Annotated in this window: 13 protein-coding genes and 1 pseudogene; 9 read left to right on the top strand and 5 right to left on the bottom strand. The window is 72.1% G+C overall.

The window, feature by feature from the left end:
- Positions 1-41 precede the first annotated feature (41 nt).
- The 3 genes from BL253_RS00870 to BL253_RS00860 are packed head-to-tail and all read right to left on the bottom strand — an operon-like array spanning position 42 to position 2520.
- Entirely contained in the window at positions 42-647 is a 606-nt protein-coding gene (locus BL253_RS00870; protein ID WP_081437874.1) for a DUF1990 family protein, read from the bottom strand.
- A 2-nt stretch (positions 648-649) separates the two neighbouring features.
- Positions 650-1672: a YndJ family transporter gene (locus tag BL253_RS00865; protein WP_241834401.1), complete on the bottom strand. Its 1023-nt coding sequence runs from the start codon at positions 1670-1672 to the stop codon at positions 650-652.
- Between the two features lie 26 nt (positions 1673-1698).
- On the bottom strand, positions 1699-2520 hold the full coding sequence (locus tag BL253_RS00860) for a TetR/AcrR family transcriptional regulator (protein WP_081437872.1): 822 nt from the start codon (positions 2518-2520) through the stop codon (positions 1699-1701).
- A gap of 271 nt (positions 2521-2791) precedes the next feature.
- Here BL253_RS00860 and BL253_RS00855 point away from each other — a divergent pair, with 271 nt between their 5' ends.
- Positions 2792-5041: an arylsulfatase gene (locus BL253_RS00855; protein WP_076812459.1), complete on the top strand. Its 2250-nt coding sequence runs from the start codon at positions 2792-2794 to the stop codon at positions 5039-5041.
- A gap of 40 nt (positions 5042-5081) precedes the next feature.
- On the opposite strand, the gene BL253_RS00850 is transcribed toward BL253_RS00855, so the two are convergent.
- A complete protein-coding gene (locus BL253_RS00850) occupies positions 5082-5876 on the bottom strand; it encodes an HAD-IIA family hydrolase (RefSeq protein WP_241834400.1) in 795 nt (264 codons plus the stop codon).
- Positions 5877-6008: 132 nt separating this feature from the next.
- On the opposite strand from BL253_RS00850, the gene BL253_RS00845 reads away from it, so the two are divergent.
- Positions 6009-6773 (top strand): class II aldolase/adducin family protein, encoded by a 765-nt coding sequence (locus tag BL253_RS00845; RefSeq protein ID WP_096335881.1) that lies wholly within the window; start codon positions 6009-6011, stop codon positions 6771-6773.
- Positions 6774-7111: 338 nt separating this feature from the next.
- Positions 7112-7744: a hypothetical protein gene (locus BL253_RS00840; RefSeq protein WP_076812453.1), complete on the top strand. Its 633-nt coding sequence runs from the start codon at positions 7112-7114 to the stop codon at positions 7742-7744.
- A gap of 164 nt (positions 7745-7908) precedes the next feature.
- On the opposite strand, the gene BL253_RS00835 is transcribed toward BL253_RS00840, so the two are convergent.
- The gene (locus BL253_RS00835) at positions 7909-9669 is read right to left on the bottom strand and encodes a hypothetical protein (protein ID WP_241834399.1); all 1761 of its coding nucleotides are present in this window, start codon (positions 9667-9669) and stop codon (positions 7909-7911) included.
- Positions 9670-9940: 271 nt separating this feature from the next.
- Here BL253_RS00835 and ppk2 point away from each other — a divergent pair.
- The 6 genes and pseudogenes from ppk2 to BL253_RS39080 all read left to right on the top strand — a co-directional run bounded on the left by ppk2 (position 9941) and on the right by BL253_RS39080 (position 15487).
- Positions 9941-10772 (top strand): annotated as a pseudogene (ppk2, locus tag BL253_RS00830) (polyphosphate kinase 2).
- A gap of 52 nt (positions 10773-10824) precedes the next feature.
- On the top strand, positions 10825-11505 hold the full coding sequence (locus tag BL253_RS00825) for an adenylate kinase family protein (RefSeq protein ID WP_076812448.1): 681 nt from the start codon (positions 10825-10827) through the stop codon (positions 11503-11505).
- 266 nt (positions 11506-11771) lie between these two features.
- Positions 11772-12317, top strand: a complete 546-nt coding sequence (locus tag BL253_RS00820; protein WP_241834398.1) for an NUDIX domain-containing protein — start codon at positions 11772-11774, stop codon at positions 12315-12317.
- Between the two features lie 57 nt (positions 12318-12374).
- Positions 12375-12965, top strand: a complete 591-nt coding sequence (locus tag BL253_RS00815) for an SRPBCC family protein (protein WP_076812443.1) — start codon at positions 12375-12377, stop codon at positions 12963-12965.
- Positions 12966-13242: 277 nt separating this feature from the next.
- On the top strand, positions 13243-14058 hold the full coding sequence (locus BL253_RS00810; protein ID WP_241834397.1) for a serine hydrolase: 816 nt from the start codon (positions 13243-13245) through the stop codon (positions 14056-14058).
- A gap of 199 nt (positions 14059-14257) precedes the next feature.
- On the top strand, positions 14258-15487 hold the full coding sequence (locus BL253_RS39080) for a serine hydrolase (protein WP_241834396.1): 1230 nt from the start codon (positions 14258-14260) through the stop codon (positions 15485-15487).
- The last annotated feature ends 69 nt before the right edge of the window (positions 15488-15556 follow it).

Raw genomic sequence — 15556 nt, 5'->3', positions numbered from 1 at the left:
CGTCGGAGTCGGGCGTGGGGGACTCCGCGCCGCGGTGATCGTCAGCCCGCGGTGGTGGCGAGGCGGCGTAGGGCCTTCGCGAACCGGGTGGCGATGTGGCGTTGGAGCATGGGGCCCACCGGGCCCGCGAGGCGCGGGAGGAGTGTCGCCGGCCGGCTGAACGCCCGAATGGTCAGCCAGACGACGTCGTCGCCGTCCCGGGTGAGCGTGAAGGACTCCTCGCCCGACTCGGGGTGGCCCGGCAGCGTCCCGTAGGCGAAGCCGGCGCTGTCCGTGCCCGGGTCGTCGTCGGCCCAGACGACCTGGCAGGGCGCGCTGATCCCCAGCGGTCCGAGGCCGGCGCGGGAGGTGGCCGCGACCCCTGGCGCGGCCCTCGGCGTGGCGGCCGGTACCCGTAGCCCCGCCGCCCGGTGCATCCGCCAGGTGAGCAGCGCGTCGGCCGCGGCGCGGAAGCCGGCGGCGCCGGTGGCGACCGGCGCCCTGTGGAGCAGGTGATGGTATCCGGCGGGAAGAGACGCGTTCCTGGTCGCGCCCACCTCCTTGTAGGTGAAGGCGCCAGAGCCGCTGGCCGCGGGATCGGGGGTCTGGGGCGGCCGGCCGCCGTCGTGCCGGGCCGGATCGGCGTCATGCGGGCCGTCAGTGGTCATGGTCATGCCTCCGTGGAAGTCGCCGGAGTGGGGGTCGCCAGGGCGGGGCGGTCGAGCGTGCGCCAGGCGAGCAGGGCGCAGACGGCGAAGCCGAGCGCGTTGGTGACGCCGTGGGTGGCGATCATCCAGGCGACCGAGAGGTGGGGGAGGCCCGCCGCTCGCCCCACCGCCCAGCTCAGCGCGAGCGCCATGCTGACAGGGAGCACCGCGCAGGAGATGACCATCAGCCAGCGCGTCAGGCGTTCGCCGCGCGGCCGGATCCGGGTCCAGGTGAGCCAGGCGGCCAGCCACAGGCCGGCCGTCAGGATCGCGGCGCCGGCGAGTTCGACCCAGTCGGAGAGGAAGAAGCCGGCGAGGACCACCAGGGTTCCGGCGGGAACCGACCAGGCGGCGGCTCCCGCTCGCGGATCGCCGGGCAGGGCTCGGCAGACCAGGGCGGCGATCAGCGCGGCGGCGAAGCCGGCGTAGTGGAAGTGCGCGACCGTGAGCGTGAGGACGGTCGGTGAGAACCCGAAGAGCGGATAGCCTCCGCGCGCGGCCACCAGCGCGCTGGACGCGATCACCGGTGCGACCAGCGCGCTCGCCATGGCCGCCCGGACCGGGGCGCTCCACGCCGCCAGCCTCGTCGCCGCCGTCGCCTGCCTTATCGTCGCCTGCCTCGTCGTCGCTGGCCGCGTCGTCCAAGCCGATGGCCGCCGGACCGGCGCGCGTCCCGTGACCTCGGGCAGTGCCACGAGCAGGGCAATGGTCCCGGCGGCGTAGACGCCGGCCAGGGCGGCGGCCGCCGGGCCGCGTGGGACGAGGAACGACGCCGCGCCGGGGAAGGCGGCCAGCAGCCACCAGCGGCGCAGCGGGTCAAGGATGTCCAGGTCGAGCAGCCCGAGCCCCCACGGGATGACGACGAGCATGCCGATCAGGATCAGCGCGGCGAGCAGTCCGGCGCCGTACGGGCTCAGTCCCGTCGCCGCGGCGGCCGACGTGACCGGCGGGACGGACGTGACCGGCGGGACGGACAAGGCGGGCACACGCGGCGTCGCGGCGACAGGCGTCATCATCGGCGCGAGCCCGGCGGGCGTAGCTCGGACACCAGGGCGTGGAGGTCGTCGGCGACGGCGCGCAGCACCGGCACCCTGGTCAGCGCGATCGACCGGGCGATCAGCGGCGCGGCGGAGTCCACCAGCCGGCGGGTGCGTGCCTGGCCGGGCGACATGTCGTAGACCCAGAACAGGGTGATGCCGAGGTAGGCGAGCCAGAGCAGCTCCGGGAGGTCCGGCGCCAGTGAGCCGCCCGGCGCCCTGGACCGCGCGGCGCCGGGGCGGCCGGCGGGGCCGGCGAGGCTGGCGGGGCCGGAGCGGCTGGCGAGGCCGGTGGGGCCTTCGAGCACGTCCCGGAACAGCCCGATCGAGGCGTCCCTGGCCGCCGTCGACGCCCCGCTGAACGGGCTGGCCGCCGCGCCCGGCGGGATGGCCACCTTGATGAACGAGCCGGCGAAGGAGTGGTACGGCGCCATCTCGTCGATACCCGCGTGGATCACCCGGCGGAGCCGGTCCGCGAGGTCGGGCGACCGCAGCGCCTCGGCCGCTCGCTGGCGGTGCCCCGCCTGGATCGCGGCGTAGAACTCCTGGACCAGGTGCTCCTTCGAGTCGAAGTAGTAGTACGCGTTGCCCAGCGAGACACCGGCCGCCTTGGCGATCCCGCGCATCGTGGTCCGCTCGTAGCCCTGGTCTCGGAAGGAGGCCAGGGCCGTCTCGAGCACCAGCGCCCGGGTCGCGGCACCCCTGCCGGGGGGTGGCGGCCGAGTCGCGTCCCCGGTGCGCTCGTCGCCGTCGCCATCGCTGTGATCGTCGAGCTTCTCGCTGTCGTCGCTGGCCACCGGACACCTTTCGCGGGGCCGACAAAACCCCTCGGTATCGAGGCTAAACCATAAGTTGAACGTGTTCAACTCGCCCCGAACGCGGTGCGCTGGTAGGAGGGTGACTGCCGTCGGCTGGGCGGCGTGGGGTCGGTCGGCCGATCGGCGCGGCGCCGGATGCTTGACGCGCGCTGACGAGCGGGATCCCATGGGTCGCCAGGCGCTTTCCTCGTATTTCGCACCGGCTTGGGGAAGATCGATCCGGTCGGTCACAGCATGGAGGCTGACAGACATGCCGCCCTCGTCCCGGCCGCCGGCAGGCGCGCCGAACGTCGTCATGATCCTCCTCGACGACCTCGGGTTCGCCCAGTTCGGCGCCTACGGCTCGGACATCGCCACCCCGGCCGTGGACCGGCTCGCCGCCGCGGGGCTGCGCTACAACCGCTTCCACGTGACCGCGCTGTGCTCACCCACCCGCGCCTCGCTGCTGACCGGCCGCAACCACCACGCCGTCGGCATGGGCTTCCTGGCCGACCTGCCGACCACCGACCCCGGCTACACCGCCCGCATCCCGCGCTCGGCCGCCACGCTGCCGCGCCTGCTGCGCGACGCCGGCTACAACACCATGGCGGTCGGCAAATGGCATCTCGTCCCATCCGGTGAGCGCAGCTCGGCCGGCCCGTTCGACCGGTGGCCGCTGGGCCTCGGATTCGAGCGTTACTACGGCTTCCTGCGCGGCGACGCCAACCACTGGGCACCGGAGCTGGTCCGTGACAACTCCTACGTCGAGCCGCCGGCAGGTCCGCGCGACGGCTACCACCTGACCGAGGACCTCGCCGACCAGGCGGTCCGGATGGTCGTGAACCAGCAGGAGCCGGCGCCGGGCAAGCCGTTCTTCCTCTACCTCGCCACGGGCGCGATGCACGCGCCGCACCACGTCGAGCGGTCCTGGGCCGACACCTACGCCGGCCGATTCGACCTCGGCTGGGACCGCTGGCGTGAGGAGGTCTTCGCCCGCCAGCTCGCCTCCGGGGTCGTTCCGGCGGGCACGACGCTCACCGAGCGGCCGTCCTGGGTCCCGGGCTGGACGGACCTGAGCGCCGACCAGCGCCGCGTCTTCGCCCGCATGYACGAGGTGTACGCCGGGTTCCTCTCGCACACCGACGCGCAGATCGGGAAGGTCGTCGACGCGCTCGAGGGGCTGGGCGTGCTCGACAACACGCTGCTGTTCGTGATGTCCGACAACGGGGCGAGCGCCGAGGGCGGTGTCAACGGCACGTCCAACGAGCACACCTTCACCCACCAGGTCGTCGACGACCTCGCCGACAACCTCGCCCGGCTGGAYGACTGGGGCGGCCGGCGCGGCTACCCGCACTACGCCTGGGGCTGGGCCTGGGCGGGCAACACGCCGKTCCGGCTGTGGAAGCGTTACACCTGGCTCGGCGGCACCCGGGTGCCGATGATCGTGCACTGGCCGGCCGGCATCGACGCCGGCGCCGTCCAGGCGGCGAGCGGCGTGCGCGGCCAGGTCGGCCACGCGATCGACATCCTGCCGACGGTCCTCGACGCCTGTGGGATCGAGCTGCCCGAGTCGGTCGACGGCGTGCGCCAGCAGCGGGTCGCGGGCGCGAGCCTGCGGCCGACCTTCACCGACCCGGCGGCGCCGAGCCCGCGCACGACGCAGTACTTCGAGATGCTCGGCTCCCGATCGATCATCGCCGACGGCTGGAAGGCGACCACCGACCACGTCTCGGAGGGGGTCATCGACGAGGAACGGCTGATGGAGGGCAGCCGGCACTTCGACGACGACCGCTGGTCGCTTTTCCGGCTGGCGGACGACTTCTCCGAGGCGCACGACGTCGCCGACGACCATCCCGAGGTCGTGACGCGACTGGAACGGCAGTGGTACGTCGAGGCGGGCGCGAACAACGTGCTTCCGCTGTACGACGGCATGCTCAAGCGGATCAGCACACTCCTGCCCCGCGCGTACCCCCCGGCACAGACCGTGGTGCTCCGCCCGGAGGGCGGGCCGGTCTCGGACGACTCGCTGCCGCTGATGTTCGGCGGCGCCCGGATCATCGCCGACGTCGACGTCCCGGACCCGGTGGAGAGCGCCGCCGGGGTTCTGTTCGCCCTCGGCGACTGGACCGGCGGGTTCGTCGCCTACGTCGTGGACGGGACGCTGCGGGTCGCGGCGGCCATCCCCGGCGCGGACATCGAGGTGGTGGCCGGCCGGCCCCTGCCGGCCGGCCGGCACTGGGCGGGGCTGGTGCTGCGGCCGGAACCGGCAGGCGGCCTGCACGTCGACGCCGTCGTCGACGGCGAGGCCGTCGGGACCGTCCACGTCGACCACACGCTGCCGTTCGTCTGGCAGYACGGCGGCACGTCGATCACTCTCGGCGCGGACCGCGGCCTGCCGGTCAGCGAGGGCTACGACCCGCCGTTCCCGTGGAAGGGAAAACTGCACCAGGTGCGGATCGACGCCGGCTCCCAGCTACCCCCCGAGCGCGACTTCCTCCGGATGGCCCTCCAGGTCGAGTGAACGCCGACGGGCCGACCTCGGGCGGCGCCGCCGGTCGTCGTCAGGGTGTGGTCGTCGTCAGGGTGCGGACGTCCTGGCCGACCTGGATGTCGGCGACGCTGCCCACGACGGCGGTCGGGCGGAAGGGGTAGCGCTCGATGTCGGCGCGGGCGGTGATGCCGGACAGGACGAGGACGGTGTCCATACCGGCCTCGAGACCGGCGATCACGTCGGTGTCCATCCGGTCGCCGATCATGACGGTGGTCTCGCTGTGCGCGGAGAGGCGGTTGAGGCCGGTGCGCATCATGAGCGGGTTGGGCTTGCCCACGTAGTAGGGGTCGATCCCGGTGGCCTTGGTGATCATCGCGGCGACCGAGCCGGTCGCGGGCAGCAGGCCCTCGGTGGAGGGGCCCGTCGGGTCGGGGTTCGTCGCGATGAACCGGGCGCCGTCGCGCACCAGCCGGATCGCCCTGGTGATCGTCTCGAAGCTGTACGTCCGGGTCTCGCCGAGCACGAAGTAGTCGGGCGAGCGGTCGGTGAGGACGTACCCGATCTCGTGCAGCGCCGTCGTCAGACCCGCCTCGCCGGCGACGTAGGCGGTCCCGCCGGGGCGCTGGAGGTCGAGGAACTTGGCGGTGGCCAGCGCCGATGTCCAGATCCGCTCGGCCGGGATGTCGAGGCCCGAACCGCGCAGCCGGGCCTGCAGGTCCCGGGCCGTGAACATCGAGTTGTTGGTCAGGACCAGGTACCCAAGGCCGGCGGCCGTGATCGAGGCGAGGAACCGGTCCGCGCCCGGGATGGGTTGCGCCTCGTGCACGAGGACGCCGTCCATGTCGATGAGGTAGTTCTCAATCACCCGAGTGCCCACGACTCCGGGATTCTGCCTTCAACGGCCAGAGGATGCCGGCACCGGGTCGGCGGGCACGTCACCAGTCGCTTTGGCCGATCCGGTGTCCGACTCGCGAGGGCCATGTGGTGCGCTAGGGACATGGCTGACAACCTGATCTTCCGGCTGCCGCCGACGTTCGAGACCGTCGAGCAGGAGCGCCGGCACCGCAAGGAGCGGCTCGCCGCCGCCCTGCGGATCTTCGGCTGGTTCGGCTTCGAGGAGGGCGTCGCGGGCCACATCAGCGCGCGTGATCCGGAGCTGACCGATCACTTCTGGGTCAACCCGTTCGGCGTCTCGTTCTCCCACATCCGGGTGAGCGACCTGATCCTGGTCAACCAGGCTGGTGAGACGGTCGAGGGTCGCTACCCGGTGAACCCGGCCGCGTTCGCGATCCACTCCCAGATCCACCAGGCCCGGCCGGACGTCGTCGCCGCCGCCCACAGCCACTCGACCTACGGCCGGGCGCTGTCCACCCTGGGCCAGCTGCTCGAGCCCATCACGCAGGACGCGTGCGCCTTCTACGAGGACCATGGCCTGTTCGAGGAGTTCGGMGGCGTCGTGCTCGACCTCGACGAGGGCAAGCGGATCGCCGCGGCGCTCGGCGGCCACAAGGCCGTCATCCTCGCCAACCACGGCCTGCTGACCGTGGGCGACACGGTCGACACCGCGKCGTGGTGGTTCATCACGATGGAACGCTCGGCGCAGGTGCAGCTGCTGGCGAAGGCCGCGGGCACGGCGACGCGCATCGCCCACGAGAACGCCCGGCTCACCCATGGTCTCAACGGGAACCCGCTCACCGGTTGGCTGAACTTCCAGCCCCTGTGGGACCAGATCACCCGGCGCGAGCCCGACCTGCTCGAGTAGCCGGGCCGCTCACCGCCATCGCCATCGCCATCGCCATCGCCATCGCCGMCGCCGCCGTGGCCGCCGACCGCGGCCAGGGTCGCGCCAATGTCCCCGGCGCGAGCGCGCGACTCCCAGTCCCACTGGAGCGTCACCGAACCCACGGATCCTGGAACGGTGACAAAACGCCCGGCGTGGAACGGGACGGCGCCGGGCTCGACGGGACAACGTGGTCCCCGTGCTGTGCGTCTGTCCTACGGGTGGCCGACTCCCGGGCTGGCGCTGGCGCGGTCGGGGCATGGTCGCGACCTTCGGCGAGGCCGAGGGGCACGCGGTGGGTCTGATAGCAAGGAGCCGGGGTGGCGGGGCGGCGCAAGGAGTACCGGACCTGGGACGAGTTCAGCGCCTCTGAACGGCGACGGGGGCTGACGGTCCTGGGCGGGGCCGGGCTCGTCGCGGTGGTCGCCGTGGTCTGGGTCTACGGCGGCACGGGCGGCGGTGGCACGCCGGTCGGTGCCCCGCCCCCGGCGATGAGTGCCGCCGCGGTCGTCGAGTCACCGGCCGGCACCGGTCCCGACCTCGACGAGTGGTACGCCGCCATCGACGGCTACCGCACGGACATCGGCCTGGCGGAGGCGGACGTTCGCAAGGCGATCGCCGAGGCCAACGGGGTGGCGCTCCAACCGGCGTGCGCCCTGCTGGAGACGCGCGCGGCCGCCGCCGGCAGCGCCGGCGTCGCGGCGCCGGCCGGCGCCGTGGGCCAGGCGTGGACGGACGGCCTGAGCGCGTTCAGGCAGGCCGCGGGATCGTGCGCGCAGCTCTTCGACGGCACCCAGGTGCCGGTGTCCACCCTGCTGAACGAGACCAGCACGTCGCTGGACGCCGCCGACTCGGCCTGGACGGCGCTGTCGTCCTCCTCGAGTCCCCAGATCGCGGCCGCGGCGGGGTCGGACGATCCGCCGGCCCCGACCACGTCCCCGGTCGCGGGCTGACGCCAGGCCGGGACTGTCCCGGCCCGGGCCCGGCCACTGGCCCGGCGGCCGTCAGCTCCCGCCGGTCCCCGTCGCCCGTGTGGTCGGGGTCCGGGCCTGACGAGCACACGCACGGGCACGGCCCCCGACCACACGGCACGGACGTCCGGGCTCGGGCATGAACGTCAGGGCGTGCTCGTCGCCGTGGCTCTCGACGGCGCGTCGGTGGTGGTCCTCGGCGCGGACGGCTGCGTGGCCGTCGCCGATGGTGACTTCCCGGGCAGGTTCAGCCCCATGCTCGGGCTGATCGTGATCCCGGGCAGCAGCGGGGTGTCGGTCGAGGAAGGCGTCGCGTTCGGGTCGGTGGACCCTGTCGGGGACGCGCTGGTCCGGATGATCGGCCCGTTCGCGCGGTCGAGCAGGGTCACGGCCGGGTTCGCCGAGGTCAGCGTGGCCTTCACCGGGGCGAACAGGAATGATTCCTGCGGCTTGTAGTCGGCGTCCAGGAAGAACGCCCGCTCGATCGACTCGACCTGCACCGTCGCCTTGGTGTCCCGGCCCGTGCCAACCACCCGGACCGCGCGAATCTGCTCGATGTCCTCGGCCACCGAGCCCGGCGGCAGCTCGATCGCGGTCGCGGCCGGCTCGTCCCGCCGAAGCGACCACTTGGCAACTCCGAGGTCCGACCGGTAGATCGTCGGGTTGCCGGCCAGTTTGACGCCGACTGACACCCCGACCCAGGACGCGTCGGTGTTGGGCGTGCCCTGGGTGGTCTTGCGCAGCACCAGGTAGAGGTAGGACCGCGGGTCACCGGCCAGCTGGGTCGGGCTCCCGGCCGGGTCGTCGATCGGGTCCTCGGCGGTCTTGCCCTCGCGGACGAGTTCCTGCGACATCATCCAGTACGTCMACGGGTTCCGGTCCATGATCCCCTCGGGTGCCTCGCTCTGGGGATCGAGACTGTCGAGGGCGGACAGCGAGAAGCGCATCTGCCCGTCCGACTTCCCGCACACGCTGTTGACCAGGCCGCAGGTCTGGACGACGGCGTGCGTGCCCTCGTAGCCGCCGGTGAACGGGACGGTGGAGCCGTCCTGGCCCTGGACGGCGGCGCTTCCGGGCACGACCTGGCCGGCGGCGTCGACCTCCACCTGGTAGACCCAGGCGATGTCGGTGCTGCGCCCCCACTCGGCGAGCGTCTCCGGGACGGAGGCGGCACCGTCCTCGTTCGAGTAGATGACCGAGTACCGGAAGACCTTGTTGCCGGTGGTCGGCGAGGTGGCCTCGGTGTGGAACTCGACCATCGGGGTGTCGGTCACCGCGCTCTGGAACGGCCCGCTGACATCCGGCGTCGCTCCCTGGCCGGTACGCCCGTAGATGACCGGGGCGTACTGGGTGGCGGCGAAACCGGCGTCGGCGGCGGTGATGGTGCGGAACTTCAGGTTCGTGAGGCTGGCCGTGTGGGTGGCGGCGGGGGAGCGGTCATCCGCGAACTTGATCTTCAACGTGTGGTCGCCGGCCGGCACGTTGCCCAGGTCGAGGCTGCGCGGGATCGAGAACGACGCCGGGATGACGAGGTCCGTCGTGTAGGTGTCGTCGACGTAGAGCGAGACGACCGCGGACTCGCCGCCGTTCGTCCCCCAGGACGCCTCCGGTGACGCGGTACCCAGGTCGAGGATGACCTCGCCACCCGTCGAGGCGAACGGCGCCGACGTTTCCTGGCCGCGGGTGACGGTGACGTTGAGCGGCCCCGCCGGCTTGTCGTCGCCCTTGCCGCAGGCCGCCGCGCCGCTGGCCAGCACCGCGGCCACGGCAGCGGCACCCAGCAGCCGCGACGCGGTCCGGCCGCGGGTCGCGGGCTGGCGAGGAGCCGTGCCGGTGGCCGCGGTCGCCCTCGGGGTCCCGGTCTGATCAGGAGCGCCGATCAGGGAGGTGTGCGCTGTCCCGGTCACTGGCCTCGCCTTCGCCTCGGTGCCATTACCGCCCTTCATCCTGGACTGTCCCGATGTGGCGTCTTCAGGCGGCTCCCGGAGGTCTGATCTGATTGGTCGCGAACATTGGTCGCGAACGTCGCCGGGGACTTGTCGGGGACCAGCCCGCCGCGGCGGGCTGCCGCCCGGTGGCGTGCTGTGTCCGAGCGGGTACCCAGGGTTTGTCCTTCGGCGTCGCCGGATTGCCGAGGTGCCGGGCCGAGGTGCCGGGAGAGGGCCGGGAGAGGGAGGGATGCGCGTGCGCGAGGATCGCGGTGCGGACGGGGCCGTGGGGGACCAGCCGGCGCGGCTGTCGAAGTCGGACGCCGATTCCGAGTTGGCTCGGCTACAGGTCGAACTTGTTCGGATGCAGGAGTGGATCGTTCATTCCGGCCTGCGGGTCGTCGTGGTCATGGAGGGCCGCGACACGGCGGGCAAGGGCGGCACGATCAAGCGGATCATCGAGCGGCTCAACCCGCGGCACTACCGGGTCGTCGCCCTGACGACACCGACCGAACGCGAACGCACGCAGTGGTACTTCCAGCGGTATGTCGCCCATCTTCCAGCGGCCGGCGAGATCGTGTTCTTCGACCGCAGCTGGTACAACCGTGCCGGAGTCGAGCGCGTGATGGGCTTCTGTACCGACTCCGAGTACGACGAGTTCCTGCGCACCTGCCCGCAGCTCGAACGGGCGCTGGTCCGTTCGGGGATCATCCTGTTGAAATACTGGCTTTCGGTCAGCGACGAGGAGCAGGAACGCCGGTTCCACGCCCGGATCAAGGACCCGGGCAAGCGCTGGAAGCTGTCGGAGATGGACCTGCAGTCCCGCGCGCAGGGTGGACTACGCCGAGGCGAAGGACGACATGTTCGCCTATACGGACATCCGCGAGGCGCCCTGGTTCGTCGTCGACGCGGACGACAAGCGCTCGGCCCGGCTGAACCTCATCTCGCACCTGCTTTCCCAGGTTCCCTATCAGGAGGTCCCGCAGCCACAGGTGACCCTGCCGCCACGCCAGCAGCGCGCCTACAAACGCCCGCCGATCGACAGTCAGACCTGGGTCCCGCGCCGGTACGAGGTGGACTGACGGGGCACCACGTCCGTCAGGCTGGCCGGCACCACGTCTGGGAGGTGCACGCGTGCGCAAATACGTCATCATGGGCGTTCAGGGCAGCGGTAAGGGAACTCAGGCGCGGCTTCTCGCGGCCGACCTCGACCTCGTCCACATCAACGTCGGCGACATCTTTCGCTGGAACGTGCAGAACCACACCAAGATCGGTGCTCAGGTGCGCCGGACGGTCGACAGCGGGCACCTGGTCGAGGACGACCTGGTAGAGCGGGTCGTGCGGGAGCGGCTGGCCAACCATGACTGGAACTACGGCTTCGTCGTCGACGGCTTCCCGCGCAACGCCCGGCAGGCCGAGTTCTTCCTGGAGAGCTATGACATCGACGGTGTCATCTACCTCGACCTCCCGGACGAGGAGGTCGTGCGCCGGGTGCTCGCCCGCCGGCTGTGCTCCCGATGTGGCCTGGACTACAACCTGATCGCCAGCCGGCCCAGGCAGGCGGGTGTGTGCGACGTGTGCGGCGGCGCGCTGGTCGGGCGGGCCGACGACAATCCTGAGGCGCTCGCCGTCCGGCTGCGCGAGTACCACAGCAAGACCCGGCCCGTGCTGGAGATCTTCCAGCGCAAGGAGTACGTGGCGGTGGTCGACGCTCGCCAGCCGGTGCCCGCCGTCCAGGCCGACATCCGCGCCCGGCTGCACCTCCCGTCCGCCGGAGGTGGTTCGTCCGTCGCCGAGGTGAGGCGCGCCGGCTGACCGGCGGCGCGGAGACGGCCGCGTGGAGACGGCCACGTGGAGACGGCGGCGCGGGGACGGCGGCGCRTCACCGCTGTGGCGGCGTATGTGTAAACCTGCGCAGCTATTTGCCGTCGAGGAAGCCCCGGTGTTTCCAGTGGTATTTATCCCTTAGTGTCGCGATTGGCGGCACGTAGCGTTATCAGACCTATACCTTAAAGTTTGCCCAGGGTGCCCGACCGTGCGCATGGATGGGGCAATGTGGGGGTACGTTGCGTGGCGTGTCCGTGTCGAACAACGCAGTGGTCAGCACCGCGCTCGGCTACGTGGAGGCGAACCCCTCCGAGCTGGATACGGTTCGTGACCTTGTCATCCTGTCCCTGCTCGGCCCACCGATCACCCTGCGTAGCACGCTCCCGGCGCACCTGGCGTGTCGGGCTGTCGTGATGACGTCCGACCAGCACGTCCTGACGGTCCGCGGCACGAGTCAGCCGGGATGGCACCTCCCGGGCGGGYACGTCGCCGAGGAGGACTGTTCGCTCCTCGGCTCGGTGCTGCGCCAGCTGCGTGAGGTCACCGGCATCGACCCGAACGTGCTGCGCCCGGAGTCGGCGCTGCCCTGCGACCTCGACGCGGTACCCGTGGATCCAGCGCTCGACCTCGACGAGCGCGAGCACGTCCACTATGACTTCCGCTACCTGCTCCATCTGCCCTCTCGCGAGCTCGGGGCCGACGTGGCGACGGACGTCCGATGGGTTCCCGTGAACGAGGTTCCTGGAAGACTGGGGACGAAGCTCCGGCGCAGCTCCCGGACGCCGGCCGCTCTGCGGTAGTCGCGCAGCTCCTGGCCGGGGCCGCTGGCGCGCCCGGCCGAGGCGGGAGGTCCAGGCATGGCGCGGGATGACGGCGGCGTCGTCGGAGCGGCGGCAGCGAGCAGCCGCGATGGCGGCGGCAGCGGTGAGGGCGGCGGTGGCCGCGCCGCGAACGGGTTGCAGTCCTTCGAGCTGGTCGTCGAGTCCTCGGCGCCGACGGGCGCCGTCTTCGCGCTGCTCGCCGACGGCGCGAGCTGGTCGTCGTGGGCGGGTCCGCTCATCCCGCGCTCCCGCTGGTACCGCACGGGCGCACCGGCGCCGGGTGGCGTCGGAGCGATCCGGGAGCTGGGCCTGCGCCCGGTGCTGTCCCGCGAGGAGATCGTCGAGTACGTGCCGCCTCGCCGCATCGCCTACACGATCGTCTCCGGCATCCCGGTCCACGGCTACAAGGGGATCGTCGAGCTCGACCCGCTGCCGGGCGGCGGCACTCGCATCACCTGGCGAGCGACCTTCGTGCCCGCGTATCGCGGTACCGGCCCCCTGCTGAGGCTCTTCGCCCTGACCTCGGTCGGGTCCCTGGCGCGCCATCTCGCCAAGGCGGCGGCCGCCGGCCGCACCCCCGGCGGGTCGGCGGCGTCGCCCGCTCCAGGGGCGCCCCCGGGCCACTGACCAGCATCAGTCCTCCGGTGCCGGAGCATCGGGCGGCAAATCGGCTGGAATCCGCCTCCGCGGCGCCTGGAGTGACGGAAATGGGCGGGCCCGGTGCTTCCCGCCGTAATTTCTTCGGATTGACAAAATATTGCCACGGAGCGTGAACAATAGTTTCGAGAACTTTTACGACCGGTAATCTCCCTGGTAGGGAGCCGTATGTATACATACGTTCATGGCGCTTTTTCATGGTCGTTCCGTTTCTTCGGGCCGTCCGCGTGGCGGATCACGCCTCCAGGTGCGTCTGACTGGTTTGATCTGTGCTGGGATCATCGCCGTCGCGCTGGTAGCGGCCGGCCCGGTGGCCGACGCGGCCTCGGCGGCGACGACGCCGTCGTTCACCTCCGCCCTGGCCGCGAAGTGGCGTTCCTACCTCGCGACCAGGYCGGGTTCCGTCAGCGTCGCCCTTTATGACCGGAGCACCGGTCGGACCGTATACGTGACCAAATCCATCGGTGCCGGGTGGGAGTCGGCGAGCACGGTGAAGCTGGACATTCTTACCAATCTGCTCTCGAAAACCGGGCGGAACGGTGAGCTCACGGCCGCGCAGCTGAGGCTGGCCAGGCCGATGATCTCGGTCAGCGACAACGCGGCGGCCAGTTCCCTGTGGCGCCAGGTCGGCGGGCAGGACGGGATGGACGCGTTCTTCCGTCAGGTCGGGACGACGGCGACCGCGGCCGGGGCCGGCGGCAAGTGGGGCCTGACGAAGACCACCGCCCTGGACCAGCTCAAGGTCCTGCGCGCGGTCTCCTACCCGGGCGCGGTCCTGTCCGCGAACGCCCGGGCCACCGCCACCGGCCTGCTCGACACGGTCGTCCCGGCGCAGCGCTGGGGCCTGACCGCCGGCGTGCCGACCGGCGTCCCGGTTCAGGTCAAGAACGGCTGGCTGCCCTACGACGGCGGCTGGGTGATCAACAGCCTCGCCCACGTCCACGGGGCCGGCAGGGACTACGTCATGGCCGCCTACACGCGTGACAGCGCGACCGAGCAGACGGGCATCAACACCATCTCAGGCCTGTCCCGCCTCGCCTGGTCGACCGTGCCGGCGGCCTGACGCGATCTCGGCGGTGCCCCTGCGTACGAGGGCACCGCCGACCGCTGGGGCCGCGAAGAGTTGAAGCATTTGTAACTGTCCGAGACATCGCGCGTAGTCGGAGATACATACAAATTCGTCTATGGTCTCCGGCCGGTCGGCTCGCGGTCGCCGCGCGCGGACGCGTTCTCGCTCGCGGCTGGCCGGCCTGACGGCCGCCGTGGGGGTCGCCGCGCTCGCGGCCGTCGGCGCCCCGCCCTTCACCGCCGCCGCGACCGCCGCGACGCCTGACGACACCGCTGTCGCTGTCGAGCGGGCCGCGTCGGTGAGCTCGACGGACGCCCTCGACGGCTCCGTGCTCGCGGGAATCCTCGGCATCGACTTCGCCATCGCGACACCGGACGGCGCGATCCCAGGTGGGGCGACATCGGGCGGTACCACACCGGGCGGTGCGACATCGGATGCGAAATCGGTCGCCGCGATGCCGGGCGGCGCGACGTCCTCGGCCCCCGCCGCGGCGCCGACCGTGCCGACCACCCTGGTCGCGCCAGCCGTGCCGACCGCACCGGCGCCCACATCCGCGTCAGTGCCGCCGGCGACGACCTGGGAGCCGGTGCCATCCGGGTCCGCGCCGGCGGCGACCGCGAGCGGCCCGCCGGCCGCGGCCGAACCGGACTCCTCGTTCGCGCCCGTCCTCGCGGCGGAGTTCCGCTCCTACCTGGCCACCCGCCCCGGGGCCGTCAGCGTCGCCCTGTACGACCCGGCCACCGGGATGACCGTGGACGTGACGAACTCCACCCGGACCGGCTGGGAGACCGCCAGCACGGTCAAGCTCGACATCCTGACGGCGCTGCTCTCGAAGACCGGCGAGAGCGGCCAGCTCACGGCCGGGCAGCTGCGGCTCGCCAAGCCGATGATCTCCATCAGCGACAACGCGTCGGCGAGCACGCTGTGGCGGGCGGCCGGCGCGCAGAGCGGGATGAACGGGTTCTTCCGTGGGCTTGGAATGACCTCGACCACGGCCGGCGGCGGCGGGGCGTGGGGCCTGACCAGGACGACCGCCTATGACCAGCTTCGCGTGCTGCGCGCCGTCGCGTATCCGGGCTCGGGCCTGTCCGCGAACGCCATGGCGACCGCCGCCGGCCTGCTGGACACGGTCATCCCGTCGCAGCGCTGGGGCCTGACCGCCGGCGTGCCGGCCGGCGTGTCGGTGGAGATCAAGAACGGCTGGCTGCCCTACGGCGGCGGCTGGGTGATCAACAGCCTCGCCCACGTCCACGGCGCCGGCAAGGACTACGTCATGGCCGCCTACACCCGCGACAGCCGAACCATGGCCACCGGCATCGAGACCATCTCGGGCCTCTCCCGCCTCGCCTGGCGGTACGTCCCCGGGGCCCCGGACCCGAAGGCGCTCGCGGCCCCGGACCCGATCGCGCTCGCGGCGCCCTGAGAGCGCCCCGCGCGGCCAGGCAGGGAGATCTTCGACCGGCCGGCGCCGACGCCCGGCGGCGGGTCGCCT

This window comes from Pseudofrankia asymbiotica (assembly GCF_001983105.1).
Taxonomy (GTDB): Bacteria; Actinomycetota; Actinomycetes; order Frankiales; family Frankiaceae; genus Pseudofrankia; species Pseudofrankia asymbiotica.
Note: the sequence above shows the minus strand (reverse complement) of the source record. Positions and strands in the feature narration are given on the sequence as shown.